The sequence below is a fragment of the Bilifractor sp. LCP19S3_H10 genome (assembly GCF_052119185.1).
Classification (GTDB): domain Bacteria; phylum Bacillota; class Clostridia; order Lachnospirales; family Lachnospiraceae; genus Bilifractor.
Genome location: NZ_JBQKFT010000001.1, coordinates 65,567 through 92,139 on the forward strand (window position 1 = coordinate 65,567; position 26,573 = coordinate 92,139).

Below are 26,573 nucleotides of genomic sequence, written 5' to 3' on the forward strand. Positions count from 1 at the left end.
TGCGCTGGTATGCAGATAAGACACAGCTGAAATACAGCTCAAAAGACTGGACTGTAGCGGATAATAATACAATAATCATAAACCGGATGATATCACATGGAAATATCATATTCGTAATTACATCTCCATAGATTCTGTCAGAAATCATGGCTCAGCGCCTTGTCGATCGCCGCCTTCCATCCCCTGTATCTGTGAACTCTTTCGCTTTCTTCCATCTTTCTCTGATATGATGTCGTCCGGATGTGATCAAAGATCGATTTCTCCGGATAGACTCCGCAGGAGATTCCCGCCAGGTAGGCGGCTCCCATGCCGGACAATTCCTGCAGGCCGGGAACCAGCACGCAGGTATCTGCCAGGTCCGCCTGAAACTGCATCAGATAGCGGTTTCCTGTCGGACCGCCGTCTACATGGAGCGTCCGCACAGGATCTCCGGTCTCTTCGCGCATTATCTCAATCAGATCGGTGATCTGGTAGGCAATGCTTTCCAGACATGCCTTTACCACTTCTTTGCGCCCGGTAGTGCGCGTAATACCCGTCAGAAGTCCGGTCGCCTCCGGGTCCCAGTAAGGGGCTCCAAGACCTGTAAACGCAGGTACAAAATAAGCACGATCCCTTGGATTTGCCGCTGACGCAAGCGCTTCCGTTTCTGATGCGGATGAAATCATTTTCATCTGATCCTTCAGCCAGGAGATCGATGCTCCGGTATAATTCAGATTTCCCTCCAGCACATACTCGACCTGGCCACCGATTCCCCATGCAAGAGAAGTCACCAGTCCATGCTGACTTCGGTAACGGGTTTCACCGGTATTCATCATTACGGAGCTTCCGGTCCCATAGGTTGCCTTCAGTTCTCCTTTCTTCCGGCAGTTCTGTCCGAACAGCGCCGCATGGCTGTCCCCGAGCACCCCGTGGATGGGTATTTTCTTTGGCAGAGCTCCATCCAAGTCGGTCATGCCGAACATTGAATCCGACATAACCACCTGTGGCATGGCACTTTCCGGAATTCCGAAGATTTCCAGCAGCTCTTCATCCCAGCTCAGTGTTTCCAGATTAAACAGCTGTGTTCTCGAGGCATTCGAGCAATCAGTCTTGTGTTCTGCTCCTCCTGTCAGATTATATACCAGCCAGCTGTCAATCGTACCCACTGCCAGGTTATCTTCCCGCGCAAGCCTGTATGCCTCCGGAACGTTTTCCATGATCCACTCAAGCTTCGCGGCGGGAAAATACGGAGACAGAGGCAGTCCCGTCTTCTGACGGATTTGTTCTGCTTCTCCCATCCTCTCATGCCGCGCGCAGATCTCTGCTGCCCGTGCACACTGCCATACAATCGCGTTGCAGACGGGTTTTCCCGTCTTCCTGTTCCATGCGAGAGCTGTCTCTCTCTGATTTGAAATGCCTAAGGCTGCGATTTCTTCCGGCAGAATCCCGGCCTTCTCAATAACATCCCTGCAAACCGCACAGGTGTTTTGGAAAATTTCCTCCGGATTATGCTCTACCCAGCCTTTTTCATTGATAATCTGCGCATGCGGCCGGTCCGCACGCGCAGAAAGTTCTCCTGATTCATCAAAAAGCAGTCCCTTGGTACCCTGTGTACTCTGATCGACTGCGAGAATATATCTGCCCATACCTGCACTCCGATACTCCGATTATTGTTTCAGCATTTCACGCGCTGTTTTTGCAATGCCCTCCCCGGTAAGCCCGTAATACGCAAAAACCTGTGCGGAGGTTCCTGTAATCACTGGGGCATCCGGAAGCGCCATCGTAACCGTTTTCCGTGGGCAGTTTTCCCCGACCACCTGCGCCACCATAGAACCGAGACCGCCGAAGGGTGAGTGTTCTTCAACAGAAATCACTACCTTTGCGTTTCGTGCTGCTTCAATAATTGCCTTTTTATCCAGTGGCTTCACACAATACATATCCAGAACGGTTGCATGAATGCCTTCTGCTTCCAGAAGTTCTGCCGCGTCCACAGCCGGACGCACCATCTCCCCGCATGCAATGATCGCAACATCGCTTCCTTTTCGGATCCAGGTTGCACGATCCATCGTGAAGGGACAATTCTCTGCTGTGTAAACATCTTCGACCGGGTTACGTCCCACGCGGATGTAGGCACACTTGTTGTCCCGCAGAAGAGCCTTCACCAGCTTACCTGTCTGATGCCTGTCACTTGGCAGGTATACCCGCATATTCGGGATGGCGCTCATCGCCGCTATATCCTGTGCTGAATGATGGCTCATCCCAAGTGCCCCGTAGCTGACACCTCCTGAGATACCAATCAGCTTTACATTCGTATCGGAATAGGCGCAGTCTACCTTGCACTGTTCATAGCTTCTCGTCGTCAGGAAGGATGCCGGAGATGCTGCAAAAGGCTTTTTCCCCATTTTCGCAAGACCTGCCGCAATTCCCACCAGATCCTGTTCCGCAATTCCTGCTTCTACCGACTGACTGGGATAAGCCTCAAAGAAAGGCGTCATCGAGGCAGAGCCCCTGGAATCGCTGCAGAGCACCACAATGTCTTTATCTGTTTTTGCTTCTTCCATCAGTACGTCACAGATGACCTTGCGATTTGCTATTTTATTCATTTGCCAGCGCCTCCTTCCTTTCTTCAAGATCTTTCATGATTGACGCATACTCAGTCTCCGTCGGCAGATGATGATGCCACCCCGCCTTATTTTCCATGACTGGTGAGCCTTTTCCTTTTATTGTATTTGCAATGATACATGTCGGACAGCCCTTTGTCTGCCTTGCTTTCTCAAACGCCCCGTCCAGCGCATCGATATCATTCCCGTCTGCCGTCAGTACCTTCCAGCCGAAGGATTCCACCTTCTTCTTCAGATCCTCGAGTGCCATGACATCCTCTGTGCCGCCTGAAATCTGGAGCCGGTTCCGGTCGACGATCCACACGAGATTGTCCAGTCCGTACATCGCGCCGGACATCGCGCCTTCCCAGTTTGATCCCTCAGCGAGCTCTCCGTCTCCGGTCACTACATATACACGGTTTGGTTTTTTGTCCATCTTCACCGCAAGCGCCATGCCCACCGCCACCGGAAGACCATGGCCGAGAGATCCGGAATTCATTTCAATTCCCGGAAGCTTGTTGTTCGGATGACCGATATATTTCGATCCGAATTTGGAGAACTCGCGGGTTACCTCCTCCAGCTTGAGAAAGCCTTTTTCACAAAGAACCGCATAATAAGCTTCCATGGAATGTCCTTTGCTTAAGATGAAAAGGTCCCGGTCCGGATCCTCCGGATTTTCCGGGGAAATATTCATCTGACGGAAATACAGGTCCGTCAGAATCTCCATGACAGACATGTCGCCCCCGATGTGCCCGCCTCCGCCTGCCATGATGATGTTTACGCAGTCCTCTCTCAGCTTGTAGGATAGATACTTCAGATTTTTCACGATTATTCTCCTCTCAGATATGCTTTCACATCTTCTTCAATGGGATCATAAAAATCCGGCTGAATCCCCAGATATTTGCATGCCTCATAAAGGACCGGCACTACATCCTCGTGAATGGCGACGCAGTGATGAATGTATGGTCCTTCGACCAGCTTTGCCTCGAGTCTCTTCAGATTCTCTACCTCAACCCAGAGATAGGTTCCCTTTGTATACGGGCCGTCGATTCCCCTGGCATGACCGAGCAACAGAGAGTATTCTCCGTTGTCCCCGTCAAATCTGGTAAGCGTCAGATTGCCATGCTTCGCCTCCGCCGAAACGGCTCCGTTATATGGAAAGGCCACAGGAACGCAGATCGACGGTTTTTCCTTTGCCACAGAAATCGGCCATGGACCGCAGTGCTGAAGAAGCTCTCCGTTCTCATTGTCCGGATGTCTCACGGTCCAGTCCGCGAAGAGTCCCCTCTTCTCATTTAAGGTGGCAGCCTCTGCCATCACCTGTGTGATCGCTCCGTGAATATCGGTCTCACAGACGACCGGAAGTCCTTCCTCATTCAGAAGGGAATTGGCCGCGCAGGGCATGATGCCGATCTCCCCTTGAAGCGCATTCCAGCACTGAATCGCGATGGCGCTGCATCCGTACAGATCTGCAAGGTTCTTCATAGCGGTCTTCAGCGCAGCGACATTCTCCAGTAATTCCGGCTTGATCTGGCAGTTCATATTCTCCTGACAGTAACGGATGACCTCCTGAACCTTCTCTGCCTCTTCCGCCTTAACCCGATTCAGCTCCGCGGTGAGCTCCGGAAGCGGAACCGGTGCCAGCTGAATATTAAACTTCTCAAGCAATTCTCCCTCATTGCACATGGTGGACCAGAAATCGAACGGGCGCGGCCCCAGCTGCAGAATCCGGAGATTTCGGAATTTCTTCACCACATTGCAGACCTTCAGAAAATCAGTGATCCCCCGTGCGAACTCCGGGTCGTCAAGCCTGCAGTTTGTCATATAGGTAAACGGCACCCGGAATCTTCGCAGTACCTTCCCCGTCGCGAAAAGGCCGCACTGAGAATCACGAAGCCGCATTCCGTCCGGCTCCGGCCGTTCATCTCTCGGTCCCCAGAGCAAAACCGGAACATTTAATTCCTTTGCCAGTCTGGCGCACTCATATTCGGTTCCGAAATTCGCATGTGGGAGAAAAAGGCCGTCAACCTTCTCCTTTTTAAATTTTTCAGCGATCCGGATACGGTCGCTCTCCTGATACAGAAGTCCCTCCTCGTTGATATCTGTGATATCTGTAAATGAAATGTTCAGTTCCTTCAGCTTCTGCCTGGTTAAGTTCGCGAACTTAACCGCGTCCGGCGCACTGAATATAGACCGCCTCGTCGGCGCAAAGCCAATTTTAATCGTCTCCATGGAATCCTCCCTTACACAATATTTCCACTATATACTGCAATTTCTTAATCAAAATTATAGACGTGCATCAGCTGAATCAACACATATTATTAAGTGAATTTTACTAAATTATCGGCTTAATTTTCCGGAGATCTTTCAGTATCCAGAGAAATGCATTACAATATCAGGAGGATGGTTCTGTATGTACCTGCAAACCACTGGTTTTTGGATTGCATTTCTATGCGATGAAAATTTCAGCTTCTGCAATCACCTTGTGTTTGTGTACAGCCAGCCTTTCTGAATTTTTGCTTCACAGATCATTTACAGTATTTACAGGAGAATGAGGGATGTCCGTCACCGCAAAGGAACTTGCCAGACAGCTTGGTGTAAGCCCCGCAGCTGTATCAATGGCTTTGAACAATAAACCGGGAGTCAGCACCGCGACAAGAGCGCGGATTGTCCGTGCCGCAGAGGCTGCCGGCTATGATTTTTCCAGACAATCTGCAAAGACCGCCGGTCATGGCGATATCTGCTGCGTCATTTACCGGGCGAATAATGCGATTCTGAATTATTCGCCGATCTTTACGGAGCTGACCGATGGAATCGAACAGGGATGCCGCGATAATGGCTACCATCTTCGTACTCTTCAGCTGTATGAACAGACCGATGACTTTGCGCGGATTGCGGAGGAGCTCCGCGGCTCCGGCTGTTCGGGGATTATTCTGCTCGGCACGGAAATCTCGTCAGAAGTCTGCCGGAAGTTTCTTCATCTGAATATCCCGATGGTTCTCCTGGACTCTTACTTTGAAACCATCGACTGCAGCAGTATTCTGATCAACAATGCGCAGGGAGCTTACCTTGCGACGAATTATCTGATTGACAACTACCACTGCCAGCCAGGCCACCTGAAGTCTTCCTATTCTATTCAAAATTTTTTTGAGAGAGATGTAGGATTTAAAAGGGCTGTTCGAGAGCACGGAATGTCTGTCGGCAATTCCGTTATTCATGAATTGTCCCCCACCATTGAAGGGGCGATGCGTGATATGCTGGATCTGATTGACACCCACGCAGCTCTTGCCGGCTGTTATTTTGCCGATAACGATCTGATCGCCATCGGCGTGATAAAGGCGCTGCAGGCTCGTCATATCAGGGTTCCCGAGGACATTCCGGTCATCGGTTTTGATAATATACACGAGGGACAGATTGTGGAGCCCGCGCTGACCACGATCGATATTCCCCGGCTGTTCATGGGGCAGACCGCCGTCCGGCAGCTGATCCGGCAGATCGGCTATCCGGTTCCGCACACCGTGAAAACGGAGATTTCGACCAGCATCGTCTCCCGCGATTCCGCCTGAGGGGTTTCCTTGAACAGCAGCCGGATCATCAATTATTGTTGGGATTTCTTTTTTATTCTGTTGCAGATTCATTTCGCCTATCCTATACTTAGAACCAGCAACAAAGGTATTTTTCAAAAGAGAATCATTTACAGAGGCAGGAGCCGTAGTTATGAAAGAATTTCCAAGAAGGGTTCTGATGGCAGTAATCGGCGTGTGTGTCGCCGGTCTGTCCGTCGGGATGTTTGTTTATTCAGATATGGGAGTGGATCCTTTTCAGGTTTTTGCGCACGGCACGTGGAATGCCGTGCGACGGGCAGTGCCGCTTGACTTCGGCACCTATTATGCTATTCTGAACGCCATTCTTCTGGTTGTCATTTTCTTCTGGAACCGGAGAAAAATCGGCATAGGAACCGTAATCAACCTTTTTCTTGTCGGTTATTTTGCGGAATTTATGGAATTCCTTCTGAACAAGATGAATCCCGACCCGAACCTGGCCCTCAGAATCATCTCACTGATCCTGGGCGTCGTTATCATGTGCTTTGCCTCGGCCGTGTACTTTACCGCCGATCTCGGAGTTTCCACCTACGACGCAGTTGCCATTACTCTTTCTGAGCGCCACACCGGGTGGAAGTTCAAATACATCCGGATTCTGACGGACCTGATCTGCGTTGTGATCGGCGGCCTTCTGGGCGGCGTGATCGGAATCGGAACGCTGGTCACCGCTTTCTTCATGGGACCCCTGATTGCTTTCTTTAACAAGAAGGTGGCAGAACCTATGCGCTACGGTTCCAGATAATAATGAAGACTTTCAGAATCTCTCCTGTTTTATTTCGGATCAAGTCATGGATGCCAGGCAAAGATCTTCAATGTTTTGAGGATTGCTCCACGATTTTTATTTCTTGTCCGCAATACTTTTATACGCCTCATGCTTCCGGGAACGTATCTCAACGTATCACTGCTGCATACCTTCCCACCTGGTCATAGATCGAGGCAAAACGGACAGCATTTCTCACAACGTTTCCGGATATGGAATCGCTTACATCCACCTCTCCCTTCCGACGGTTATACCCCTTAAGTACCATGCAGTGTTCCTCCCGATACCAGGGATACCTTTTCTCTAAATACTGGTACAGCTGATCCATGGAAGAACCGGTGATATCATAAGCGCGAAGTCTGCTTTTCTTCTCTTTCAAAAACTTATTTGCAGTTACGACAATCCCGGGCGGATAGATTCCCGCGCCATTTGAATCATGTGAGTTTCCAACAAAATTAATAGCAATATTTGTTCCGTACGGCATATAATGATCTGCGATTATTGTTTTGCTCAGGGAAAATCCATGGTATTTCAGAAGATTCGTGAGCGCCACGGATTCACATCCGGTCGGCAGTTCCGGGTTCTGCATAACACAGGGAACATTCAGATGTACCTGATCTTTAATATATGCATTTGCCATACTGCCAGGAGCTGAGCTTCCCTTTATCCGCATTCGGATCTGCAAAACCTCAATCCGGTAAGCGCACCCGGTTGAACCGGCATCAGCTCCATTTTTTGTCCAGCCGAGCCATCCAAGCTTCTGAACATGAACGCGGTAATAAATAGAGTATTTGTCCGCTCTTCTGCACCGATATATCTCCTCATTTCCCTGATCTGTCATCTGCTCAGATTTTACCCCTCTGCATTACGGACTTCATTTTCCGGAAAAACGAAACAATCGTATCGAATGGCCTTTCCGGTCAGTGAATACCCCGGCTTCATACCGGCCAGATTTGGTCCCTTCAGGGGTCTCTTCACTACCACCTTAAAGGGACGGGCACCGACTGCCGCCTTCAGGAGTACCTCTTCATCCTGACAGGGCATCTCCAGTTGATGGAGCAGCTGAAACTTTTTCTTGACCAGGGCGCTCTTCTGTCTCTCCGGGAACATCGGATCCAGATAGATGACATCCGGAAAATCCTTCAGGTTCTTCAGAGCCTCTATGCTGTCTCCCTCATGCAGGTGCATCCTGCATATGATCTCTGTCAGCGCCGGATTTTTCCCCGCACGCTCCAGACAATCTGCCAGAAGTGCTGCAATCACCGGATTCTGCTCATACATCTCCACTTCAAATCCCGCGGCAGCAAGAAGAAGGGAATCCTCTCCCATGCCTGCGGTTGCATCCAGAATCACCGGGTGTCTGCCCGGCCCCCTGTTCATGTCCTTCATTCTCGCAGCCTTCACCAGAAGTTCATGCGTAAGATTGTCATACCGAAGGCGGGGCAGCATATCCGAAAAATCTCCCCGCATCTGAATTTTCCCGTCAGTCAATGTTAGACCCTTCTCATCATATCTGAGATAAAGCTCATTCTTCTCCCTCTTGTGTTCCTCTTTGAGCTTTTCCTTTTTATCCTCCTGGCGTTCAGCTCTGTATTCGTCCTTATGCCTGGCTTCCAGCCCGCCTTTCTTATGCTTGTCGTTCAGCCTGCCTTTTTGCTTGTCTTCCAGCCTGCCTTTTTGCTTGTCTTCGTACCTGTCTTTATGTCCGTCTCTGTTTTCCGCTTTTCGCGCCTCTCCGTTTATTTCTCCCCGGATATCCGCCTTCAGCCCCAGGGTCTTCAGATGCTCCAGTAGCTCTTGGCTTTTCTCTTCGAAGGCAGGCCCTGTATCCAGAATATAAATTTTCGCCGCCATCTTAATCCTCTGATAGTCCAAGCATCCGTATTGTACGGTTCTTCAGCGCTCTCGCTGCACCTTCCACATCCTCTTTTGAAAAAATAGCGGAGATGACCGATATTCCGACAATTCCGGAGCCGGCCAATTCCATGACATTTTCTTCCTTAATCCCCCCGATTGCGACAACCGGGATCGAAACCGCCCTGCAAATGGCACGCAAGGCATCCATACTCACTTCTGAAGCATCCGCCTTGGAGTCTGTCGGGAACACCGCGCCGACCCCGAGGTAATCCGCTCCGCGGCTCTCCGCCAGGAGTGCTTCCTCCACGGTCTGCGTGGAAACACCGATGATACGATCCTTCCCAAGTCTGCTGCGCACCAGACCGGTTTCCATGTCACTCTGTCCGACATGCACCCCGTCCGCTCCGATTTCCAGCGCCAGCTGCACATCATCATCAATGACAAAAGGCACCTTATACCTCCTGCAGAGTGCCTTGATCTCTGCCGCCTCCTTCAGGAAAGCATCGTGCTCCAGTTTCATGTCATCCTTCTCCCGAAGCTGTATAAAGGTTGCGCCGCCTCTCAGCGCCCGCTCAACATCATCCGCCAGACGGCGTCCGTTCAGCCAGTGCCGGTCTGTCACCGCATACAGCTGAAGTGCCTTCTTCAGTTCCTCCTGATTCCCATTCCCCATTTTTCAGACTCCTGTCCGTCGCGCGTAAAACGCGACAAATGAAATTATTGATTGCACGCTGAATCGCTTCAAACTATAATCAAAAATAATACTTATTGACAACTGCATGAGGTTTTCAGATATATGATTGACGCAAATCTTCAGAAATATCTCTCTTTTGTAAAAACCGTTGAGCTTGGCAGCTTTTCAAAAGCCGCGGAATCTCTCGGTTATTCACAGTCCGGCATCAGCCGGATGATTTCGGATCTTGAAAAAGACTGGAAAATCACGCTTCTTGAGCGCGACCGCAGCGGTGTGAGCCTGACCTCCGACGGCACACGGCTTCTTCCCTTTGCGCAAAGTCTCTGCCGGGAATATTACCGCCTTCAGGAGGAGGTGGATGATCTGAACGGAATACAGACTGGCCTGATAAGGATTGGTACCTTTTCCAGCGTCGCAACCCAGTGGCTTCCCCGGATCATCCGACAGTTTCAGGTAGATTATCCAAACATTGAATATGAGATGCTCCTCGGTGATTATTCGGAAACGGAAAAATGGATCGATGAGCGCCGGGTCGACTGTGGATTCCTCATCCTCCCCACCCGTCCGGAATTCGACACCCTGGAGCTGGCGAAAGACCCCCTGATGGCTGTGCTGCCAAAAGGACATCCGCTCGCCGGACTGGATGCCTTTCCGGTAAAAGAGCTGGAAAAAGAACCCTTCATGCTTCTGGAGAAGGGAGGGAAGTCCGAGATCACGGATATTCTGAAGCGCTATGATCTCCACCCGGAGATCCGCTTCACCACCTGGGACGATTATGCAATCATGGCTATGATTGAGCAAGGCCTCGGGATCGCGATCCTTCCGGGGCTGATCCTGAAACGGATCCCATACGATGTCGTCATAAAACCGCTGGATCCGCCCGCTTTTCGGACGATCGGCATCGCTCTCAAGGACAGCCGCACCGCATCCGCCGCGATGAAGAAATTCCTCCAGTATCTGAAATACCGCAGCGAATAAATGCGCGCTTCCGCCGCTTTGTCGATCCGTGACGTTTTCTTCTCAGGTGCTGCGCATTTCTGCTCTGCCGGACTGTGTTCATCCTGCTGCGTCAATTCGGAACGTTTTCTTCTCAGTCCTCAAGTCCCGTGGCTTCGTCAAGCCCCAGCATGATGTTCATATTCTGAACGGCAGCTCCGGAAGCACCCTTTCCGAGATTATCGAAAAGCGCAGTCACTGAAGTCTGTTCCTCGTGTCCGCATACGACAATTTCCAGGCGATTGGTTCCCGCCAGCTTGTTGGCGTAGAGCTTGCTGTCATTCTGGCCAAACGGAACTACAGATACAAAGTGCTCATCCCGGTAGTACTCCTGCAGTCGTTCGCAGATCTCCTCCGCAGACGGTTTTCCGGGAAGAAGGCGGTTTTGAAGCATAATCGTCCCTGCCATTCCCTTGTAATAATCGTCAACCACCGGCATGAACACCGGTGGGTAGAGAAGGCCGGTCATCTTCTGCATCTCCGGCACGTGCTTATGCCGCAGATTCAGGCCATAGATCCCGGGTGAATCCAAAAGCCCGCTGCGGTTCTCCGCCTCATATTCCGCAATCATTTTTTTGCCCCCGCCGGAATATCCGGTCAGGGAATAGCAGGTGACCGGATAGTCCGCAGGCAGTATTCCCATCCTTACAAGCGGAGCCGTCGCTGCGATCAGCCCTGTGGCATGACAGCCCGGATTCGCCACTCTCCTGCTGGTCCGGATCGCCTCTCTTTGTTCCTTTGAGAGCTCTGGAAACCCATATGTCCAGCCTTCCGCAACCCGATGTGCTGTAGAAGCATCAATCACACGAACCTCCGGGTTTTCAATCAGAGAAACTGCTTCCACAGCGCCCGCATCCGGCAGACACAGGAACACAATGTCCGCCGCATTCAGGAATTTCTTTCTCTCATCCATATCATGTCTCTTGTCTTCATCTATTCTCAGAAGCTCAAGATCATCCCTCGCTCCGATTCTGTCGTAGATCTGAAGTCCCGTTGTTCCGCTCTGTCCGTCAATATATACCTTTGTCTTCATCTGTATTGTTCCTGTCCTTCTTCTTTCCGAATCTTTTCTGCCTGAGTTTGCCCTATCCGGCTCTGCCTCTGCTGACTGCGTCCGATCATATTTCGTTTCTTCTGCTGCCGCGTCCGATCACATTTTGTTTCTTCTGCTGCCGCGTCCGGTCACACTGTTCAGAGAATTCCGAAATCCTTCATCGCAGCCCTCAGTGAAGCCTGATGCTCCTCTGTCATCTCTGTGAGCGGAAGTCTCGGTTTTCCGGCATCGAAGCCCATCATGTTCAGGGCTGCCTTTACCGGAATTGGATTCACCTCACAAAACAGCGCACGGATCAGCGCAAGAGAACCAAGCTGCATCTTTGCCGCTCCCGAAAAATCTCCATCCAGACACTTCTGGCACATATCATGGGTGAACTGCGGCGCTACGTTCGACAGAACCGAGATTACGCCGGAACCGCCCAGTGACATGATCGGAACGATCTGATCGTCGTTGCCTGAGTACAGATCCAGAACACCGTCGCAAAGTTCCAGCGTTCTCGCCGTCTGACTGATGTTCCCGCAGGCATCCTTCAGTGCCACAATGTTCTTCACATGCTTCCCGATATACGCCGCGGTTTCCGGCTGAATATTCGTACCGGTTCTTGATGGCACGTTGTACATGATGCACGGAATATTGACAGCTTCCGCAATTGCCGTATAACTCGCAATCAGGCCATCCTGCGTCGCCTTATTGTAATACGGAGTTACAAGCAGAAGGCCGTCCGCTCCACGCTTCTCCGCCTCCCTCGACATCATGATCGCGTGAGCGGTGTTGTTTGAACCTGTCCCGGCGATCACAGGAACCCGTCCCTTCGTGATTTCGACGCAGAACCTGATCGCCTCCAGATGTTCGTCATCGTCCAGCGTTGATGCCTCTCCGGATGTTCCTACCGCGATGATCGCATCCGTATGATTCCGGATCTGATACTCAATCATCTTCTCCATCGCGTCAAAATTAATCGATCCATCCTCCTTCATCGGTGTCGCCATCGCAACACCCGCGCCCTTGAATATAGCCATGCCTATTCCCTCCTGTTTCCCACAATCTGTATGTTTTATCTGAAAAATGATCCGTTGACTGTATTCTCAGTATACATCAATAACTATAACCGGTAAATACAGACAAACTCAAATGAAGTCGGTCTCAGATGAAGACAAATCTAAATATAGATGTCTCAAATAAAGACAGACCCCTATTAGGCGAGACTCAAATAATGGCAAAGTCAGATAATGACAGTCTCACATAATGACAGACTCACATAATGACAGAATCACGAATCGGATTTTCCAAAGCTGTCCACGAGCTCCTGCAGCTCGAAATATCTTTCCATCCGTTCCTCCAGCTTTGCATCGACCGCTTCCTTCTCCTTTGACAGATCGGAGAGCTTCGTATACATCGTCGCTGACTCCGCCATCTGCTCCTCGAGTTCCCGGCTCTTCTGCTCCAGCTGATCGATTTCTTCCTCAATATGATCATATTCCTGCTGATCACGGTAGGAAAGCCTGGTCCGCTTTCTTGCCTTCTTCTGCTCTTCCTTCTGTGCCGCATAGAGCTCTGCGCCGGATCGTTCCTCAGCGGCGCTCCCGTCCGCCTTTCCGTCACACGCTCCACTTCTCTCTTCCGCTGCACCCGCAGTGTTTTTTGCAGCTCCTGAAGGAATCCCCTGTGTTTCCATATGCTCCAGATATTCGGTATATGCGCCCTCACTTCGGATCAGATTCCCGTTCCCCGAAAAAGCAAAGATCCTGGTCACCACGCGGTCCAGAAAATAGCGGTCATGCGACACGACGATCAGAATGCCGGCAAAACGATCCAGATAATCCTCGAGAATACGCAGCGTCTGTATATCCAGATCATTGGTCGGCTCGTCAAGGATCAGTACATTCGGAGCTTCCATCAGCACCTTCAGCAGATAGAGACGCCGCTTCTCTCCTCCGGATAATTTGCCGATCAGAGAGTACTGCATTTCGCTGTCGAACAGAAACTGCTCGCACATGCCGCTCGCGGATACCAGCCCGTCCGTGGTCCGGATAAATTCAGCGGTGTCCTTAATATAATCGATCACCCGCTCGTTCGGATCAAGCTGTTCATTTTCCTGGCTGAAGCAGCCGATCTTAACGGTCTGCCCGATCTCCACCACACCGGAGTCCGGTAGGAGCTTTCCGTCTATGATCTTCAGAAGCGTGGATTTTCCGCAACCGTTCGGACCGATGATGCCGATCCGGTCAGTCTTGCCAAAGTTGTAGGAAAAATCATGAATCAGCTCTTTCTGTCCGTAGCCTTTGCTGACGTGCTTGAGCTCAATCGTCTTGCCTCCGAGCCTGGACGGAAGGGAATTCAGCTTTACCTGCCTCTCCTCCACGATTTTCTCCCGGTCTCTGAGCGCCTCGAACCTCTGAATATGCGCCTTCTGTTTTGTCGATCTCGCTCTCGCTCCGCGCATGATCCACGCAAGATCCTTGCGATACAGGGCGGCCGCCTTTCGCTCCGCCGCAACGGCAAAGTTCATTCTTTCCTGTTTCAGCTCCAGATAACCGGAATATCCCGCCTGATAGCGGTAAGTCTTTCCCCGGTCCACCTCAAGGATCTGATTTGTGACCTGATCCAGAAAATAGCGGTCATGGGTAACCATCAGAATTGCCCCGCGAAAATTCTGCAGATAATTCTGCAGCCACTCGATCATCTCATGGTCGAGATGGTTTGTGGGCTCGTCCAGAATCAGGAGATCACACGGCGTCAGGATCGCGGCGACAAGCGCCGCCCTTTTCTTCTGTCCCCCGGACAGGATCTCCGGACGGCAATCGGGATCAGGAATCCCGAAATCCATAAGTCTCGCGCGCACCTCTCCCTCTGTGTCCCAGTGATCTGCCTTCCCGCTGACCGCCTCCGCCACATTCTCCAGAAGTGTTCTGCTGTTATCGAAAACCGGGTTCTGCGGAAGATAAGAAATCCGGACGGTATTTCCCTTGACCACCTTTCCTGAATCCGGCTCCAGACGGCCTGCCGCAATCGCCAGCAGCGTCGATTTTCCTGTCCCGTTCACCCCGATCACTCCGATCTTGTCGGTGTCGCTGATTCCCTCGGTCACATCATCCAGAAGGACCCGTGATACAAAAGAAATGCTGATGTGCTCCAGATTCAAAATGTTCATTGTCTCTCTCCTGCGTCCGGGAAAGAAAGAAGAGCTGCGGCATCCGTTTTTATGCAGCAGCTCTGTTTCTTCCCTTGAATTGCAATTCTCAGCTTATACACCTTGTGGCACAAGATATCGTGCGGACGTTATTCTTCCGTCACAGCATCATCTTTGACGATGATCGTTCCCGCGTGGCCCTCGTAACCGTCTCGGGCTTTCGCGATCGATGTGATCACCGCGCGTTCTCCGCCGCTCTTCAGGAAATCAACTGCTGCCTGAATCTTCGGCAGCATTGTTCCGTATTCAAATTCCCCGGCACGGATATACTCCTCCGCCTGGGAAACGGAAATCCTTCCAATCGGCTGTTCATGGTCGGTTCCGTGACCGATCTTCGCATTCTCGACGCTGGTCAGAATCAGCAGCTCATCGGCCCGGAGCTTCTCGGCAAGCTTCTCGCTGACAAGATCCTTCTCGATAACAGCGCTGGCTCCTTTGAGCTCCGGTCCCTGTTCCAGAACCGGGATTCCGCCGCCGCCTCCTGCGATAACAACCTGTCCGGCGTCCAGCAGAAGCTGAATCGTCTCCAATTCAATGATATCCTGTGGCTTTGGAGAAGCGATAATCCTCCGATATCCCTCTTCCGTCTTCGTGACGTAATTACCCTTTTCTTCCTCTGCCTTTGCTTCCTCCTCCGTGAGAATCCTTCCGATTACCTTACTCGGCTCATAGAGATTCTCATCATAGGGATCCACGGTAACCTGGGTGATGATCGTCGCAACCGGCTTGTAGATTCCTCTCCTCAGCAGCTCCGCGCGCAGAGAATTCTGAATATCATATCCGATATATCCCTGGCTCATGGCAGAGCAGACAGACATCGGAGCTCCGACGTAGTCGCTGTGAGCCTTTGTGAATTCATTCATCGCCGTATGAATCATTCCGACCTGAGAACCGTTGCTGTGGGTGATTACCACGCCTGCTCCGGCCTGCACCAGATCCGCAATGGATTTTACCGCATTCTCAACGCCCTTCTTTTGATCCGCGAAGGTTTTCCCAAGCGCCCTGTGGCCGAGCGCCACTACAACCTTTTTTCTCTGCATGAACCAGCTCCTCCTTTATGCTTTTGCTTCTCTTCTCAGAAGTCAAACTTTCCGGCAAACCACTGATCAAGCTCGTCAATCTTTACACGAACCTGTTCCATGGTGTCACGGTCACGGATGGTAACCGCCTGGTCATTCTCGGAATCGAAATCGTAGGTGATGCAGTACGGAGTTCCGATCTCATCCTGACGGCGATATCTCTTTCCAATCGCTCCGCGGTCATCGTAATCGCAGTTGTACTTGTCTGCCAGCTTATCAAATACCTTCTCTGCTGCGTCATTTAATTTCTTGGACAGCGGAAGAACCGCAATCTTCACCGGAGCAAGTGCCGGATGGAAATGCATAACTGTGCGGACATCATTCTTCTCCGCATCCAGAACCTCTTCATCGTATGCTGAGCACAGGAACGCCAGAACGACACGGTCCGCTCCCAGAGACGGCTCAATAACATACGGAATGTATTTGGTCTTCTTCACATCATCAAAATAGGTAAGATCCTGACCGGAAACCTCCTGATGGCGGCTGAGGTCATAGTCTGTCCGGTCAGCGATTCCCCAGAGTTCTCCCCATCCGAACGGGAACAGGAACTCAATATCGGTCGTCGCCTTGCTGTAGAAGCTGAGCTCCTCCTTGGCATGATCACGAAGTCTCAGCTCATCGTCCTTCAGTCCGAGATCATTGAGCCATTTATGGCAGAAGCTTCTCCAGTAATCGAACCACTCCAGATCGGTGTCCGGCTCGCAGAAGAACTCCAGCTCCATCTGTTCAAACTCACGGGTACGGAAGGTGAAATTGCCAGGCGTAATCTCGTTACGGAAGGATTTTCCGATCTGACCGATGCCGAAAGGAATTTTCTTGCGGGAGGTTCTCTGTACATTCTTGAAGTTCACAAAAATGCCCTGTGCGGTCTCCGGACGCAGATATACGGTATTCTTCGCGTCCTCGGTTACGCCCTGGAATGTTTTGAACATCAGGTTGAACTGACGGATATCAGTGAAGTTATGCTTGCCACAGCTCGGGCACGGAATTTCATGCTCCTTGATGAAGTCCATCATTTTCTCATTGGACCAGCCGTCACAGCTGTTATTCTCCAGTTCAATGCCCTTCTCCTGGCAGAAATCCTCGATCAGCTTGTCCGCCCGGAAACGCTCATGGCACTCCTTGCAGTCCATGAGCGGATCGGAGAAGCTTCCCAGATGTCCGGATGCCACCCACGTCTGCGGGTTCATCAGAATTGCGCAGTCTACGCCTACATTCAGCTTATTGTCCTGAACGAACTTCTTCCACCAGGCTCTCTTGACATTATTTTTAAACTCAACACCCAGCGGGCCGTAATCCCATGTATTAGCGAGACCTCCGTAAATTTCGGAGCCCGGGTATATAAATCCGCGGTTCTTTGCCACTGCGATGATCTTGTCCATTGTCTTTTCCATCCTGATCCATCTCCTTTTCCTCTTGTCCGCCGGCTCTTCCCGGGCACAAAATTATTGCGTCCTGCCGTGCGGCTTGCAGTACAGCACGCCATGCGCGTCTGTTCTGATCTGGTGAATAATATCTGTTTATACTAATCCGGTGAATATCTATTTATATATGATGTATGCATATCGGTCGGAAACTGTCACAAACCGGGATATTTCCCTGTCCTCGTTCTCTCCGGATTTTCCTGTATCTGTGATCAGATTCGTCCCTGCGTCCTGTTCTGATGAAGACACCGCTCCCTGACTTTTCGACGCAGAAGAGGTCTTCTCTCCCGCGCTCCCCTGTGACCCGGATGAAGAAACCGTTCCGCTACCGGAGCTTCCTGACGACACGTCTTCGTCACCTTCATCCTGAGACAATACGGTGTTGACCGTCGCGGACAGCCGTCCCGTGATCGACACATTATCCGTCGCATACAGAATCTTGTCCGGAAGTCTCACCATGACCGGTTCGGAAAAGATCACAACCTTCCACTCCTTTGCTCTCGATGCCAGAACGTCCGGATCCGCGGGATTTCCATTCCGGTCAAGGAAGTTCTGATCCATAGAATAGCCGGCCTTTTCCGCCTCCGCAAGCGTTCCAAGGAATGCCCCGACGTGATTGAAGCTGCTGTAATCCTCCATGGAGGCGTATGTCATTTTGATCGTAACCGAGCTGTCGTCCACACTGCAGGATTCCATCCGGACAGCCTTCTCATCCGACGAATGATAATCAGCGACAGCATTTTCAATATACTGCTTTAAATCATCCTCCGTATAATCCTCGTCTCCCTTTGCCTCCACGATATTCTCCGTGACAGTCCCCGTTTCATTCACGGAAACGGTTGTGTTTTCGTTGCTGTTCGGCAGAGAACAGCCCGCCAGGGAAAATACCGCGGACGCCGCAAGGATACCGACTGCCAGGCGTAACCCTCTGCCGGTCCTTCTCATTTCCGTCAGCTCCTTCCGTGTCTGTCCGGGGCAAAAACCGGATTTATTTCTTCAGGCTGCTCTTGCGGTAAATAATATCGTCTCTTCCCGGTCCATTCGAAACCATGGTGATCGGATAACCGATCTGGCTCTCGATGAAATTCACATAATCCTGTGCTTCCTGCGGAAGGTCCTCAAAGCGGCGGATTCCGCGGATATCGGATTTCCAGCCCTTGAATACCTTGTATACCGGCTTGCATCTCTTCAGGTCCTTTGTCACAGGGAATTCCGTGATTTCCTTTCCGTCGAGTTCATAAGCAACACATACCGGAATCTCATCGAGATATCCAAGATCATCCAGCACGGTAAACGCAACATCTGTGCAGCCCTGCAGCCTGCATCCGTATTTTGAGGCGACGCAGTCATACCAGCCCACACGTCTCGGACGTCCTGTGGTCGCTCCATATTCGCCGCCGTCTCCGCCGTGATTTCGCAGAGCTGTCGCCTCGTCTCCGAAGATCTCCGATACGAATTCCCCGGCGCCGACCGCAGAAGAATATGCCTTTGACACAACGACAATCTGTTTGATCTCATACGGAGGAATTCCCGCTCCGATCGCTCCGTATCCGGCAAGCGGGGAAGAGGAGGTAACCATCGGATAAATGCCGTGATCCGGATCCTTCATCGTTCCGAGCTGACCCTCGAGAAGAATGGTCTTTCCTTCCCGGATCGCACCGTCCAGATAGAGGGACACATTTCCGAGATAAGGCTTCACCTTCTCCCGTCTCTCCTTAATCCACTGAAGCAGTCCCTTACGGTCAATCGGGTCGGTGTGATAGAGGTTCTCCAGAAGAACATCCTTCTGATCCGCGATCCGGTTGATCTTCTCCATCAGAACGTCGTCATCCTGGTAAAATTCATTGATCTGCCATCCGATCTTGGCAAACTTATCCGAATAGAAAGGCGCAATTCCGGATTTGGTGGATCCGAAGGATTTACCCGCAAGCCGCGCCTCTTCCAGAGAATCAAACTTCACATGATACGGCATCATAACCTGAACACGATCAGAAACCATGAGCTGCGGCGTCGGCACTCCCTTTGATGTGATGTCCGAGAGCTCACTGAGAAATTTGTCGATATCAAAGGCCATGCCGTTTCCGATGATATTCATGATATTCTGGTGAAACACCCCTGACGGCATCGTGTGGAGCGCAAACTTTCCATACTCATTTACGATTGTGTGACCGGCATTGGCTCCGCCCTGAAAACGGATGACCACATCCGCCTCATTGGCCAGAGTATCGGTGATCTTGCCTTTTCCTTCGTCTCCCCAGTTCGCTCCTACAACTGCTTTTACCATTCTAGGTCCTCCTTATTCTTCGTCTGCATTGGCAATATGCAGACAATCCAGCAGATACATTTCCATGCCCCAAGGTCAGGGCATCGCAAACAGATACATTTCCATGCCCCAAAGCCGGGGCATCACAATATGTTCAAGTACGGATCGTCCGTGCGCGCGTTTCTCATACGCGGCGATCCTGTCTTTGTTTCTTCGGTACTTGTGCCCTATGTCAGACGTTGATCTCCGCCTTCATACCGAGCAGATCCTTTCTCTCCTTCAGAATCGGATAAACCACCTCGTTCAGATATTTGTCTACCTGATATGGCGCGCGTCCCACGTACTTCTTCGGGTCCATAGACTTCTGCAGATCCTCAAGGGACAGATGGAAGGTCGGATCCTTCGCGATTCTCTCCAGCAGATCGTTATCCTTTCCCTCCACCTTGACCGTCTTTCCGGCCTCCATGGAAAGCTCACGGATCCTCTCATGAAGCTCCTGACGATCTCCGCCGGCCTTCGTCGCATCCATCATGATGTTTTCCGTCGCCATAAACGGAAGCTCAGCCATCAGATGCTTCTCGATAACCTTCGGGTAAACGACGAGTCCGTCCACCACATTCATCATCAGATCCAGAATACCGTCCGTCGCCAGAAATCCCTCGGCAATGGAGATTCTCTTATTGGCAGAATCATCGAGCGTTCTCTCAAACCACTGTTCCGCAGACGTCATTGCCGGGTTCAGCGCATCAATCATCACATATCTCGACAGAGACGCGATTCTCTCATCTCTCATCGGATTTCTCTTATAGGCCATGGCGGATGATCCGATCTGGCTCTTCTCGAATGGCTCCTCAACCTCTTTCAGGTGCTGCAGAAGGCGAATGTCATTGGAGAACTTGTGCGCGCTTGCCGCGATGCCCGCCAGAACATTGCACACCCTGGTATCGACCTTTCTCGAGTAGGTCTGTCCGGATACCGGATAGCAGGAAGTGAAGCCCATCTTCTCCGCGATCATCGGGTCCAGCCTGTCACACTTCTCCTGATCACCGTTGAACAGCTCCAGGAAGCTTGCCTGCGTACCTGTAGTTCCCTTGGAGCCCAGAAGCTTCAGGGTGCTCTGTACGTATTCCAGATCCTCCAGATCCATCACAAACTCATTGAGCCACAGGGTGGCACGCTTGCCGAGCGTGGTCGGCTGTGCCGGCTGAAAATGTGTAAATGCGAGGCACGGCTGATTTTTCTCCTTGTCCGCAAACTTCGCAAGCTCATTGATTACGTTGACAAGCTTTCTGCGGATCAGCTTCAGCGCCTCACTCATAATGATGATATCTGTATTGTCACCGACGTAACAGGAGGTTGCGCCGAGGTGAATGATTCCCTTCGCTTTCGGGCACTGAACACCGTAGGCATATACATGAGACATTACATCGTGACGCACTTCCTTCTCGCGCGCTCTTGCCACATCATAATTGATGTCCGTGACATGCTCCTTCATCTCATCGATCTGTTCCTGGGTAATCGGAAGTCCGAGCTCTTTCTCTGTCTCTGCCAGAGCAATCCACAGTCTTCTCCAGGTCGAGAACTTGAAATCCTGGGAAAAAATGTACTGCATCTCTTTGCTTGCATAACGCTCGGAAAGCGGGCTGCTGTAACGGTCTGTTGTGCTCATAAGATTCTGCTTCCTTCCTGTCACTTCCGCGTGACTGTAAGTGATTCCTTTATTTCTGCTGCTTTCATCAACGCCATCAGGAACATATCCCTCACGGCATTTCTCTTTGAAAAGCAACAGCGCAACCGGCGCCGGAAATTCCGGGCACAATTGCGCTATAATTATAAAGCATTCATAATTTAAAAGCAACCTGCCAGACCCTGAAATATGCGTGCCTGTACAGATGCACAGATGCCTGCACAGATCCCATACCGTGCGGCATCCTCCGGATCCGTTCTGGTGCTGTTACTGCGGATTGCTATATCCGGCAAGGAACTGCTTTGTTCTCTCGTGCGCGGGATGCTCAAACACATCTTCCGGTGTTCCCTTTTCCAGGATAATGCCGTTATCCATGAAAATCACCTGATCCGCCACATCATGGGCGAATTTCATCTCATGTGTCACAATGATCATCGTCGTATGGTTATCTGCCAGCTCGCGGATTACCCGGAGCACCTCTCCGGTAAGCTCCGGATCAAGCGCCGATGTCGGCTCATCGAAGCAGAGAATATCCGGTTGAAGAGCAAGTGCTCTCGCAATCGCCACCCTCTGCTGCTGTCCTCCGGAAAGCTGATGCGGATAGTTGTCGCTTCGGTTGGACAGTCCCATCTGTTCCAGAAGTTCCCTCGCCCTCGCCTCAATCTCTCCGTTGTCAGTCCTGTGATGCGCCTGCGCATCCAGCTTGGGCGCAAGCATAATATTCTCCAGTGCTGTGTACTGCGGAAACAGATTGAAGGACTGAAACACCAGGCCGAAATGAAGCCTTTTCTTCCGGATTTCCTCTTCCGATGCCTTTTTTCTGTTCTCTCCGTCAAACAGAATCTCATCACGGATCTGTATCCTGCCTCTGTCCGGTTTTTCAAGGAAATTCAGGCAGCGCAGCAATGTGGTTTTACCGCTTCCGGAAGAACCGATGATTGACAGCGCCTGCCCCTTCTCCATCGAAAAACTGATGTCCCGGAGAACCTCGGTGTCCCCGAAGCTTTTCTGTATATTGCTAACCTCCAGTAGAGCCATCTTCTCCTACTCCTTTACTGATATTTGTCCTTATACGCCTGCAGGCTCACCAGACTCCTGCACACATCGCCGGTCACCGCTCCATTCCCGGCCGGCAAACACAAAGCCACTATATTCGCACTCTGTCAGCGGAAACTACTGTATTCCCGCTCTGCCAACAGAAACTACTGCATTCCCGCTCTGCCAGCGGAGACTACTTTATTCCCGCTCTGCCAGCGGAATCTGCTGTATTGCTGGCCTGTCAGCGGAAATAGCTGAGTCTTTTCTCTATATAATGGAAGAGCCATGTCAGCAGTGCGCTGAAAATCAAATAGAATGCTCCGGTATAAAACAGCGGCCAGATGATTCCCGCGCTTTTAATGTATGCCTGCCCTGCCCAGATTACTTCATAGACCGCGATAACCCTCGCCAGAGAAGTATCCTTGACCAGTGTGATGATCTCATTGGATATCGGCGGAACAATCCGCTTCACAACCTGCAGAAGTACAATTTTTCGGAAAATCTGTCCCCTGGTCATTCCGAGCACTTCACCGGCCTCATACTGACCGACCGGGATTGCCTGAATCCCGCCCCTGTAAATCACGGAAAAATAGCAGGCATAGTTGATGACAAAGGCAACGAGCGCCGCGATAAATCTTCCTCCGTCTCCGGCTCCCCAGATGTTTTTCTGCATAATAATTCCGGGGCCATAATATATAATCAGAAGCTGCAGCAGAAGCGGAGTTCCGCGGACGATCCAGATCAGGAAATTAATTGGTATGTTGATCACTTTTACCTTGCTCATGGATCCGAAACTGATGAACAGTCCGAGCGGAAGCGAAAAAACCAGTGTCAGCGCGAACAGCTTCAGCGTCATGAGGAAGCCCTCGAGCAGGGATAATGTAACTTCAGCAAACATAAATATGCCCTCGAATTCTTTTATACACTCAAAACTGTCACACAAACCGGCGCCGCTCCGCCGGTCAATACCGGCGGCAGACGCCCCTGTTCATGTGACAGTCCGATAAACCTTCATGCCCCACTGTCAGCGGGGCAGTCATCACTTATATGGAACCGGATCTGTTCCGGATCATTTCTGCTCCACAAGAGCATCCTGTACGCCGTATTTCTCGGCGATTGTCTTCATTGTTCCGTCCTGGTAGAGCTTCACAAATTCTTGGTTGATATAATCAGCCAGATCAGAGCCCTTGCGGCATCCGACGCCATACTCCTCGGTTGTAAGTTCAACCGTATGGGTCAGCTTCTCATAGCTGGTTCCCTTTCCGATCATCGCACCCGCCATCAGCAGATCAATAATGCTGGCATCAGAGGTTCCTGCGGATACCTCCATCAGGGTATCTGCCTGCGATGACATGGAAGTGTAATTCAGCTTGTTCTCCTTTGCCGCTTCCTCACCCGCAGAACCGGCCTCAACCGCAAAGGAAAGATCCTTCAGGGAATCAACGGTCTGGTACTTATCCGCCTTGTCCTCCGGAACAACCACAACCTGCGCATTGTTCAGGTATGCGTTCGTGCAGGCCATTGACTTTGTGACCTCATCGGTAAGCGTCATGCCATTCCAGACTACATCGATGCTCTTGTTGTCAAGCTCCAGGATCTTGTTGTCCCAGTCAATCTCGACGAACTTTACCTCAACGCCAAGATCCTTTCCGACTTCACGGGCAAGGTCCGCGTCAAAGCCGATCCACTCATCTGATCCGTCTTCCTTATAATCCATCGGCGCAAAATCGGTAATTCCTACAATAAGGCTTCCCTTGTTCTTGATATAATCCACATCACTCCCGGACGATGATCCGGATGCGCTGGATGAAGCAGCTGTCACTGCCTGCGAAGAAGCCGCCGCGGATGCCCCTGTATCCGAAGCCGTGCTTCCGCATCCTGCCATAGCCAGTACCATAGAAGCAGCCAGTACACCGCTGATGATTTTCTTTTTCATATGTAATTCTCCCTTTCCTGATCCGCGGCTATCATAACCGTGTCGTATCAACACGTTCTAACTTTACCACGATAAAATCACTTGCGCACGGCTATGGTATCATAGGCAGGAAATCGGTGTCAAGAAAAACCTGAAAAATCCCCGGCAGGCTTATGCCCCGCCGGGGATTAACCATATGCAGTGAAACACCATGCTCCGAGTTCTCTTACGCAGCCTGGTCCCTGATCTGTGCAATGAAGTAAGGAATCGCGACGAAAAGGATTCCGCCGATCATATTGCCGATTGTGACCGTGATCAGATTATAGAAATATCCTCCGATGGTGACCGCCTGTCCCGCCGGATCCAAAAGCGCTACCGTGAGCTGTGTCATATTTGCGATGCTGTGCTCGAATCCGCAGGTAACAAACGCGAACAGGCACCACCAGACCATAATCAGCTTCGCTGCTTCATTCTTTAATTTCACGCCGCACCAGGTTGCGAGGCAGACAAGAATATTGCAGAGGATACCACGCATCAGCAGCTGCACAAACGGAGCGCTCATCTTTGCCGCCGCACCTGTGGCAAGAAATGTAGAAACCGCCTCCGTATTCATTCCGGAAAAATGGAACAGAAGAGCGAGTACAATCGCGCCAAGAAGATTGCCGATCCAGCAGACAACCCACACCTTGCAGGCATCGCCGATTCCTATTTTCTTCTTAAGCACACCGCTCATCATTACCAGATTGTTTCCGGTAAAAAGCTCGGCGCCAGCCATAACTACAAGACTCAGAGCTACTCCGAAGGATACGCCCATGACGATCTTCGTATAAGGAGCTCCGTTCAGAAGCCCTCCCTCCACATTTGTGAGCAGGTTTCCAAATCCGATATACATTCCCGCAAGTGCGCTCAGCAGCAGATAACCCAGCGGGTTCTTCTGAAGCAGATTTCTTTTCGCGACTGCGCCATTCGATAAAGCATCATATTCCTGACCAAACATCCAGCAATCTCCTCCTCTAAATAGTTGATGAAATATTGAAGCCGTTTCACTCAGAACATCCTTTTTCATGTTCCATCTATACTTTATCTGAATTCACAGAATTTTGCATCTTTTTCTTGCGAGTTTTCTGCACAAAGTTCTGCGCGTGTTTTCCAACCCGCTCCCTAAATATTTGTGCTTAAATGCACAATTTCTTAGTATAAACGCGATAAACTCTTGGTGATATATGACAGAGCATCTCATAATTGAAGCTGGCCGCGGGATCCGCGATCTCCTCTATCGGGATATAACCCTCTCCGTCATGTCCGACCAGTGTGACAATGTCCTCCACCCTGACATCCGGAATATCCGTCACATCGACCATCATCTGATCCATACACACGCGCCCGAGAATCGGTGCGGACTTTCCGTGAATCAGAACTCTGCCCTTAGAGGAAAGTGCTCTCGGGTATCCGTCGGCGTATCCCACTGATACGGTCGCAATTCTGGTTACCGGACGGCTGGTAACATAAGTTGCTCCATAGCTGACTCCCATACCAGGTCCGACATCCTTCACATGAATGACATGCGCCCTCCACGCAAGCGCAGGAATCAGATCGAGTCTGTCCTTTCTTACTTCCTCCGACGGATAGATTCCATACGTGATAATTCCTGAACGCACCATCTCAAAACGGTGCGGATCGTCCGGCTCGTACTCCATAATCGCGGCGCTGTTGCAGACGTGCCGGATCGGAATGCTGACCCCTCTCTCTGCGAGCATTGAGAGCATTGCGTCATACTTCCCGAACTGTTCCTCACAGTATGTTTTATCTGTCATATCCGCGCAGGACAGATGCGTAAATAGACCTTCGATCTCCACGTTCGGGAGCTCGGATATCCTCAGTATCTCATCCGCGGCCTCCTCTGTGACCTGAAATCCGATCCTTGTCATTCCCGTGTCAAGCGCGATATGAATCCGTGCCTTTTTCCCTTCCCGAACCGCATCCTCATTCAGCTTCCGGGCATCTTCATAATTATATATGCTTGGGCGTATGTCCCATGCAATCATCTCACTGTACTGTCTCGGTGAGGTATATCCCAGAATCAGCACAGGACGCACAATATTATGCTCCCGCAGCTCCACTCCTTCCTCAAGTGTCGCGACAGCAAAAAAGTCCGCAATATCCTCAAGCGACTCTGCGACCCGCACGGCACCGTGTCCGTAAGCATCGGCCTTAACCACCGCCAGGATCTTCGTCCCCGGCAGAATCCGTTTCCTGGCTTCCTCAACATTGTGATGAATAGCCGGGAGAGAAACCTCCGCATACGTTCTCAGATACTTATCCATGACTGTTCCTTCTTTCGGTTACTTTAATCTCTTTCCGCAATTACCCTGCATTTCTCTTGTTATTTCGCTTGCTTCTTTTTTACTTCTTTTTTTTGCATTATTGCTTCT

At 51.0% G+C, this 26,573-nt stretch carries 23 protein-coding genes; 3 read left to right on the forward strand and 20 right to left on the reverse strand.

Annotated elements, in window-relative coordinates; genetic code table 11:
* Positions 1–137: 137 nt before the first annotated feature.
* Genes glpK through ACTQZS_RS00275 form a run of 4 tightly spaced genes read right to left on the reverse strand, consistent with a single transcriptional unit; the run spans position 138 to position 4,811 of the window.
* Positions 138–1,625 (reverse strand): glycerol kinase GlpK, encoded by a 1,488-nt coding sequence (glpK, locus tag ACTQZS_RS00260; RefSeq protein ID WP_441474048.1) that lies wholly within the window; start codon positions 1,623–1,625, stop codon positions 138–140.
* A 21-nt stretch (positions 1,626–1,646) separates the two neighbouring features.
* Positions 1,647–2,582, reverse strand: a complete 936-nt coding sequence (locus ACTQZS_RS00265; protein WP_441474049.1) for a transketolase family protein — start codon at positions 2,580–2,582, stop codon at positions 1,647–1,649.
* Positions 2,575–3,405 (reverse strand): transketolase, encoded by an 831-nt coding sequence (locus ACTQZS_RS00270; RefSeq protein WP_441474050.1) that lies wholly within the window; start codon positions 3,403–3,405, stop codon positions 2,575–2,577. The genes ACTQZS_RS00265 and ACTQZS_RS00270 overlap by 8 nt, the downstream gene beginning before the upstream one ends.
* A gap of 2 nt (positions 3,406–3,407) precedes the next feature.
* Positions 3,408–4,811, reverse strand: a complete 1,404-nt coding sequence (locus tag ACTQZS_RS00275) for an L-fucose/L-arabinose isomerase family protein (RefSeq protein ID WP_441474051.1) — start codon at positions 4,809–4,811, stop codon at positions 3,408–3,410.
* Positions 4,812–5,137: 326 nt separating this feature from the next.
* Here ACTQZS_RS00275 and ACTQZS_RS00280 point away from each other — a divergent pair, with 326 nt between their 5' ends.
* Positions 5,138–6,145: a LacI family DNA-binding transcriptional regulator gene (locus ACTQZS_RS00280; protein ID WP_441474052.1), complete on the forward strand. Its 1,008-nt coding sequence runs from the start codon at positions 5,138–5,140 to the stop codon at positions 6,143–6,145.
* A 151-nt stretch (positions 6,146–6,296) separates the two neighbouring features.
* On the forward strand, positions 6,297–6,923 hold the full coding sequence (locus ACTQZS_RS00285) for a YczE/YyaS/YitT family protein (RefSeq protein ID WP_441474053.1): 627 nt from the start codon (positions 6,297–6,299) through the stop codon (positions 6,921–6,923).
* Between the two features lie 148 nt (positions 6,924–7,071).
* Here the strand turns inward: ACTQZS_RS00285 and ACTQZS_RS00290 are convergent, their stop codons facing one another.
* From ACTQZS_RS00290 to thiE, 3 genes are read right to left on the reverse strand one after another with little or no spacing between them, the layout of a single operon-like run.
* The gene (locus ACTQZS_RS00290; protein WP_441474054.1) at positions 7,072–7,782 is read right to left on the reverse strand and encodes a C39 family peptidase; all 711 of its coding nucleotides are present in this window, start codon (positions 7,780–7,782) and stop codon (positions 7,072–7,074) included.
* 11 nt (positions 7,783–7,793) lie between these two features.
* On the reverse strand, positions 7,794–8,795 hold the full coding sequence (locus ACTQZS_RS00295; protein WP_441474055.1) for a class I SAM-dependent methyltransferase: 1,002 nt from the start codon (positions 8,793–8,795) through the stop codon (positions 7,794–7,796).
* A gap of 1 nt (position 8,796) precedes the next feature.
* Positions 8,797–9,471 carry a thiamine phosphate synthase gene (thiE, locus tag ACTQZS_RS00300; protein WP_441474056.1) on the reverse strand — a complete coding sequence of 225 codons (675 nt, stop codon included), beginning with the start codon at positions 9,469–9,471 and terminating at the stop codon, positions 8,797–8,799.
* A 123-nt stretch (positions 9,472–9,594) separates the two neighbouring features.
* Between thiE and ACTQZS_RS00305 the strand changes: the two genes are divergently transcribed.
* Positions 9,595–10,470 (forward strand): LysR family transcriptional regulator, encoded by an 876-nt coding sequence (locus tag ACTQZS_RS00305; protein ID WP_441474057.1) that lies wholly within the window; start codon positions 9,595–9,597, stop codon positions 10,468–10,470.
* A gap of 112 nt (positions 10,471–10,582) precedes the next feature.
* On the opposite strand, the gene argC is transcribed toward ACTQZS_RS00305, so the two are convergent.
* From argC to alr, 13 genes are all read right to left on the reverse strand, one after another.
* Entirely contained in the window at positions 10,583–11,521 is a 939-nt protein-coding gene (gene argC, locus ACTQZS_RS00310; RefSeq protein WP_441474058.1) for an N-acetyl-gamma-glutamyl-phosphate reductase, read from the reverse strand.
* Positions 11,522–11,679: 158 nt separating this feature from the next.
* A complete protein-coding gene (dapA, locus tag ACTQZS_RS00315) occupies positions 11,680–12,564 on the reverse strand; it encodes a 4-hydroxy-tetrahydrodipicolinate synthase (RefSeq protein WP_441474059.1) in 885 nt (294 codons plus the stop codon).
* Positions 12,565–12,815: 251 nt separating this feature from the next.
* Positions 12,816–14,696: an ABC-F family ATP-binding cassette domain-containing protein gene (locus tag ACTQZS_RS00320; protein ID WP_441474060.1), complete on the reverse strand. Its 1,881-nt coding sequence runs from the start codon at positions 14,694–14,696 to the stop codon at positions 12,816–12,818.
* A 128-nt stretch (positions 14,697–14,824) separates the two neighbouring features.
* Positions 14,825–15,775 (reverse strand): carbamate kinase, encoded by a 951-nt coding sequence (gene arcC, locus ACTQZS_RS00325; protein WP_441474061.1) that lies wholly within the window; start codon positions 15,773–15,775, stop codon positions 14,825–14,827.
* Between the two features lie 35 nt (positions 15,776–15,810).
* Positions 15,811–17,208 carry a glycine--tRNA ligase gene (locus ACTQZS_RS00330; RefSeq protein WP_441474062.1) on the reverse strand — a complete coding sequence of 466 codons (1,398 nt, stop codon included), beginning with the start codon at positions 17,206–17,208 and terminating at the stop codon, positions 15,811–15,813.
* A gap of 147 nt (positions 17,209–17,355) precedes the next feature.
* Positions 17,356–18,183 (reverse strand): hypothetical protein, encoded by an 828-nt coding sequence (locus ACTQZS_RS00335; RefSeq protein ID WP_441474063.1) that lies wholly within the window; start codon positions 18,181–18,183, stop codon positions 17,356–17,358.
* Between the two features lie 43 nt (positions 18,184–18,226).
* Positions 18,227–19,522: an adenylosuccinate synthase gene (locus ACTQZS_RS00340; protein WP_441098850.1), complete on the reverse strand. Its 1,296-nt coding sequence runs from the start codon at positions 19,520–19,522 to the stop codon at positions 18,227–18,229.
* Between the two features lie 211 nt (positions 19,523–19,733).
* Positions 19,734–21,170: an adenylosuccinate lyase gene (gene purB / locus ACTQZS_RS00345; protein ID WP_441474064.1), complete on the reverse strand. Its 1,437-nt coding sequence runs from the start codon at positions 21,168–21,170 to the stop codon at positions 19,734–19,736.
* Between the two features lie 285 nt (positions 21,171–21,455).
* Positions 21,456–22,226, reverse strand: a complete 771-nt coding sequence (locus ACTQZS_RS00350) for an amino acid ABC transporter ATP-binding protein (RefSeq protein WP_441474065.1) — start codon at positions 22,224–22,226, stop codon at positions 21,456–21,458.
* 241 nt (positions 22,227–22,467) lie between these two features.
* On the reverse strand, positions 22,468–23,124 hold the full coding sequence (locus ACTQZS_RS00355; protein ID WP_441098853.1) for an amino acid ABC transporter permease: 657 nt from the start codon (positions 23,122–23,124) through the stop codon (positions 22,468–22,470).
* Positions 23,125–23,295: 171 nt separating this feature from the next.
* On the reverse strand, positions 23,296–24,162 hold the full coding sequence (locus ACTQZS_RS00360; protein WP_441474066.1) for a transporter substrate-binding domain-containing protein: 867 nt from the start codon (positions 24,160–24,162) through the stop codon (positions 23,296–23,298).
* Between the two features lie 205 nt (positions 24,163–24,367).
* Complete coding sequence (locus ACTQZS_RS00365; protein ID WP_441474067.1) at positions 24,368–25,138, reverse strand: formate/nitrite transporter family protein; 771 nt, start codon at positions 25,136–25,138, stop codon at positions 24,368–24,370.
* A 178-nt stretch (positions 25,139–25,316) separates the two neighbouring features.
* Positions 25,317–26,465 carry an alanine racemase gene (alr, locus tag ACTQZS_RS00370; protein WP_441474068.1) on the reverse strand — a complete coding sequence of 383 codons (1,149 nt, stop codon included), beginning with the start codon at positions 26,463–26,465 and terminating at the stop codon, positions 25,317–25,319.
* Positions 26,466–26,573 lie beyond the last annotated feature (108 nt).

Bases quoted from the DNA above. Each gene is read 5' to 3' on its own strand.
- ACTQZS_RS00265 (WP_441474049.1), bottom strand. From the start codon at position 2,582: ATGAATAAAATAGCAAATCGCAAGGTCATCTGTGACGTACTGATGGAA.
- ACTQZS_RS00335 (WP_441474063.1), bottom strand. From the start codon at position 18,183: ATGAGAAGGACCGGCAGAGGGTTACGCCTGGCAGTCGGTATCCTTGCG.
- ACTQZS_RS00280 (WP_441474052.1), top strand. From the start codon at position 5,138: ATGTCCGTCACCGCAAAGGAACTTGCCAGACAGCTTGGTGTAAGCCCC.
- arcC (WP_441474061.1), bottom strand. From the start codon at position 15,775: ATGCAGAGAAAAAAGGTTGTAGTGGCGCTCGGCCACAGGGCGCTTGGG.
- dapA (WP_441474059.1), bottom strand. From the start codon at position 12,564: ATGGCTATATTCAAGGGCGCGGGTGTTGCGATGGCGACACCGATGAAG.
- ACTQZS_RS00355 (WP_441098853.1), bottom strand. From the start codon at position 23,124: ATGTTTGCTGAAGTTACATTATCCCTGCTCGAGGGCTTCCTCATGACG.
- ACTQZS_RS00290 (WP_441474054.1), bottom strand. From the start codon at position 7,782: ATGACAGATCAGGGAAATGAGGAGATATATCGGTGCAGAAGAGCGGAC.
- ACTQZS_RS00285 (WP_441474053.1), top strand. From the start codon at position 6,297: ATGAAAGAATTTCCAAGAAGGGTTCTGATGGCAGTAATCGGCGTGTGT.
- ACTQZS_RS00305 (WP_441474057.1), top strand. From the start codon at position 9,595: ATGATTGACGCAAATCTTCAGAAATATCTCTCTTTTGTAAAAACCGTT.
- argC (WP_441474058.1), bottom strand. From the start codon at position 11,521: ATGAAGACAAAGGTATATATTGACGGACAGAGCGGAACAACGGGACTT.
- ACTQZS_RS00275 (WP_441474051.1), bottom strand. From the start codon at position 4,811: ATGGAGACGATTAAAATTGGCTTTGCGCCGACGAGGCGGTCTATATTC.
- purB (WP_441474064.1), bottom strand. From the start codon at position 21,170: ATGAGCACAACAGACCGTTACAGCAGCCCGCTTTCCGAGCGTTATGCA.
- ACTQZS_RS00340 (WP_441098850.1), bottom strand. From the start codon at position 19,522: ATGGTAAAAGCAGTTGTAGGAGCGAACTGGGGAGACGAAGGAAAAGGC.
- glpK (WP_441474048.1), bottom strand. From the start codon at position 1,625: ATGGGCAGATATATTCTCGCAGTCGATCAGAGTACACAGGGTACCAAG.
- ACTQZS_RS00360 (WP_441474066.1), bottom strand. From the start codon at position 24,162: ATGAAAAAGAAAATCATCAGCGGTGTACTGGCTGCTTCTATGGTACTG.
- ACTQZS_RS00350 (WP_441474065.1), bottom strand. From the start codon at position 22,226: ATGGCTCTACTGGAGGTTAGCAATATACAGAAAAGCTTCGGGGACACC.
- ACTQZS_RS00320 (WP_441474060.1), bottom strand. From the start codon at position 14,696: ATGAACATTTTGAATCTGGAGCACATCAGCATTTCTTTTGTATCACGG.
- ACTQZS_RS00330 (WP_441474062.1), bottom strand. From the start codon at position 17,208: ATGGAAAAGACAATGGACAAGATCATCGCAGTGGCAAAGAACCGCGGA.
- ACTQZS_RS00365 (WP_441474067.1), bottom strand. From the start codon at position 25,138: ATGTTTGGTCAGGAATATGATGCTTTATCGAATGGCGCAGTCGCGAAA.
- thiE (WP_441474056.1), bottom strand. From the start codon at position 9,471: ATGGGGAATGGGAATCAGGAGGAACTGAAGAAGGCACTTCAGCTGTAT.
- ACTQZS_RS00295 (WP_441474055.1), bottom strand. From the start codon at position 8,795: ATGGCGGCGAAAATTTATATTCTGGATACAGGGCCTGCCTTCGAAGAG.
- alr (WP_441474068.1), bottom strand. From the start codon at position 26,465: ATGGATAAGTATCTGAGAACGTATGCGGAGGTTTCTCTCCCGGCTATT.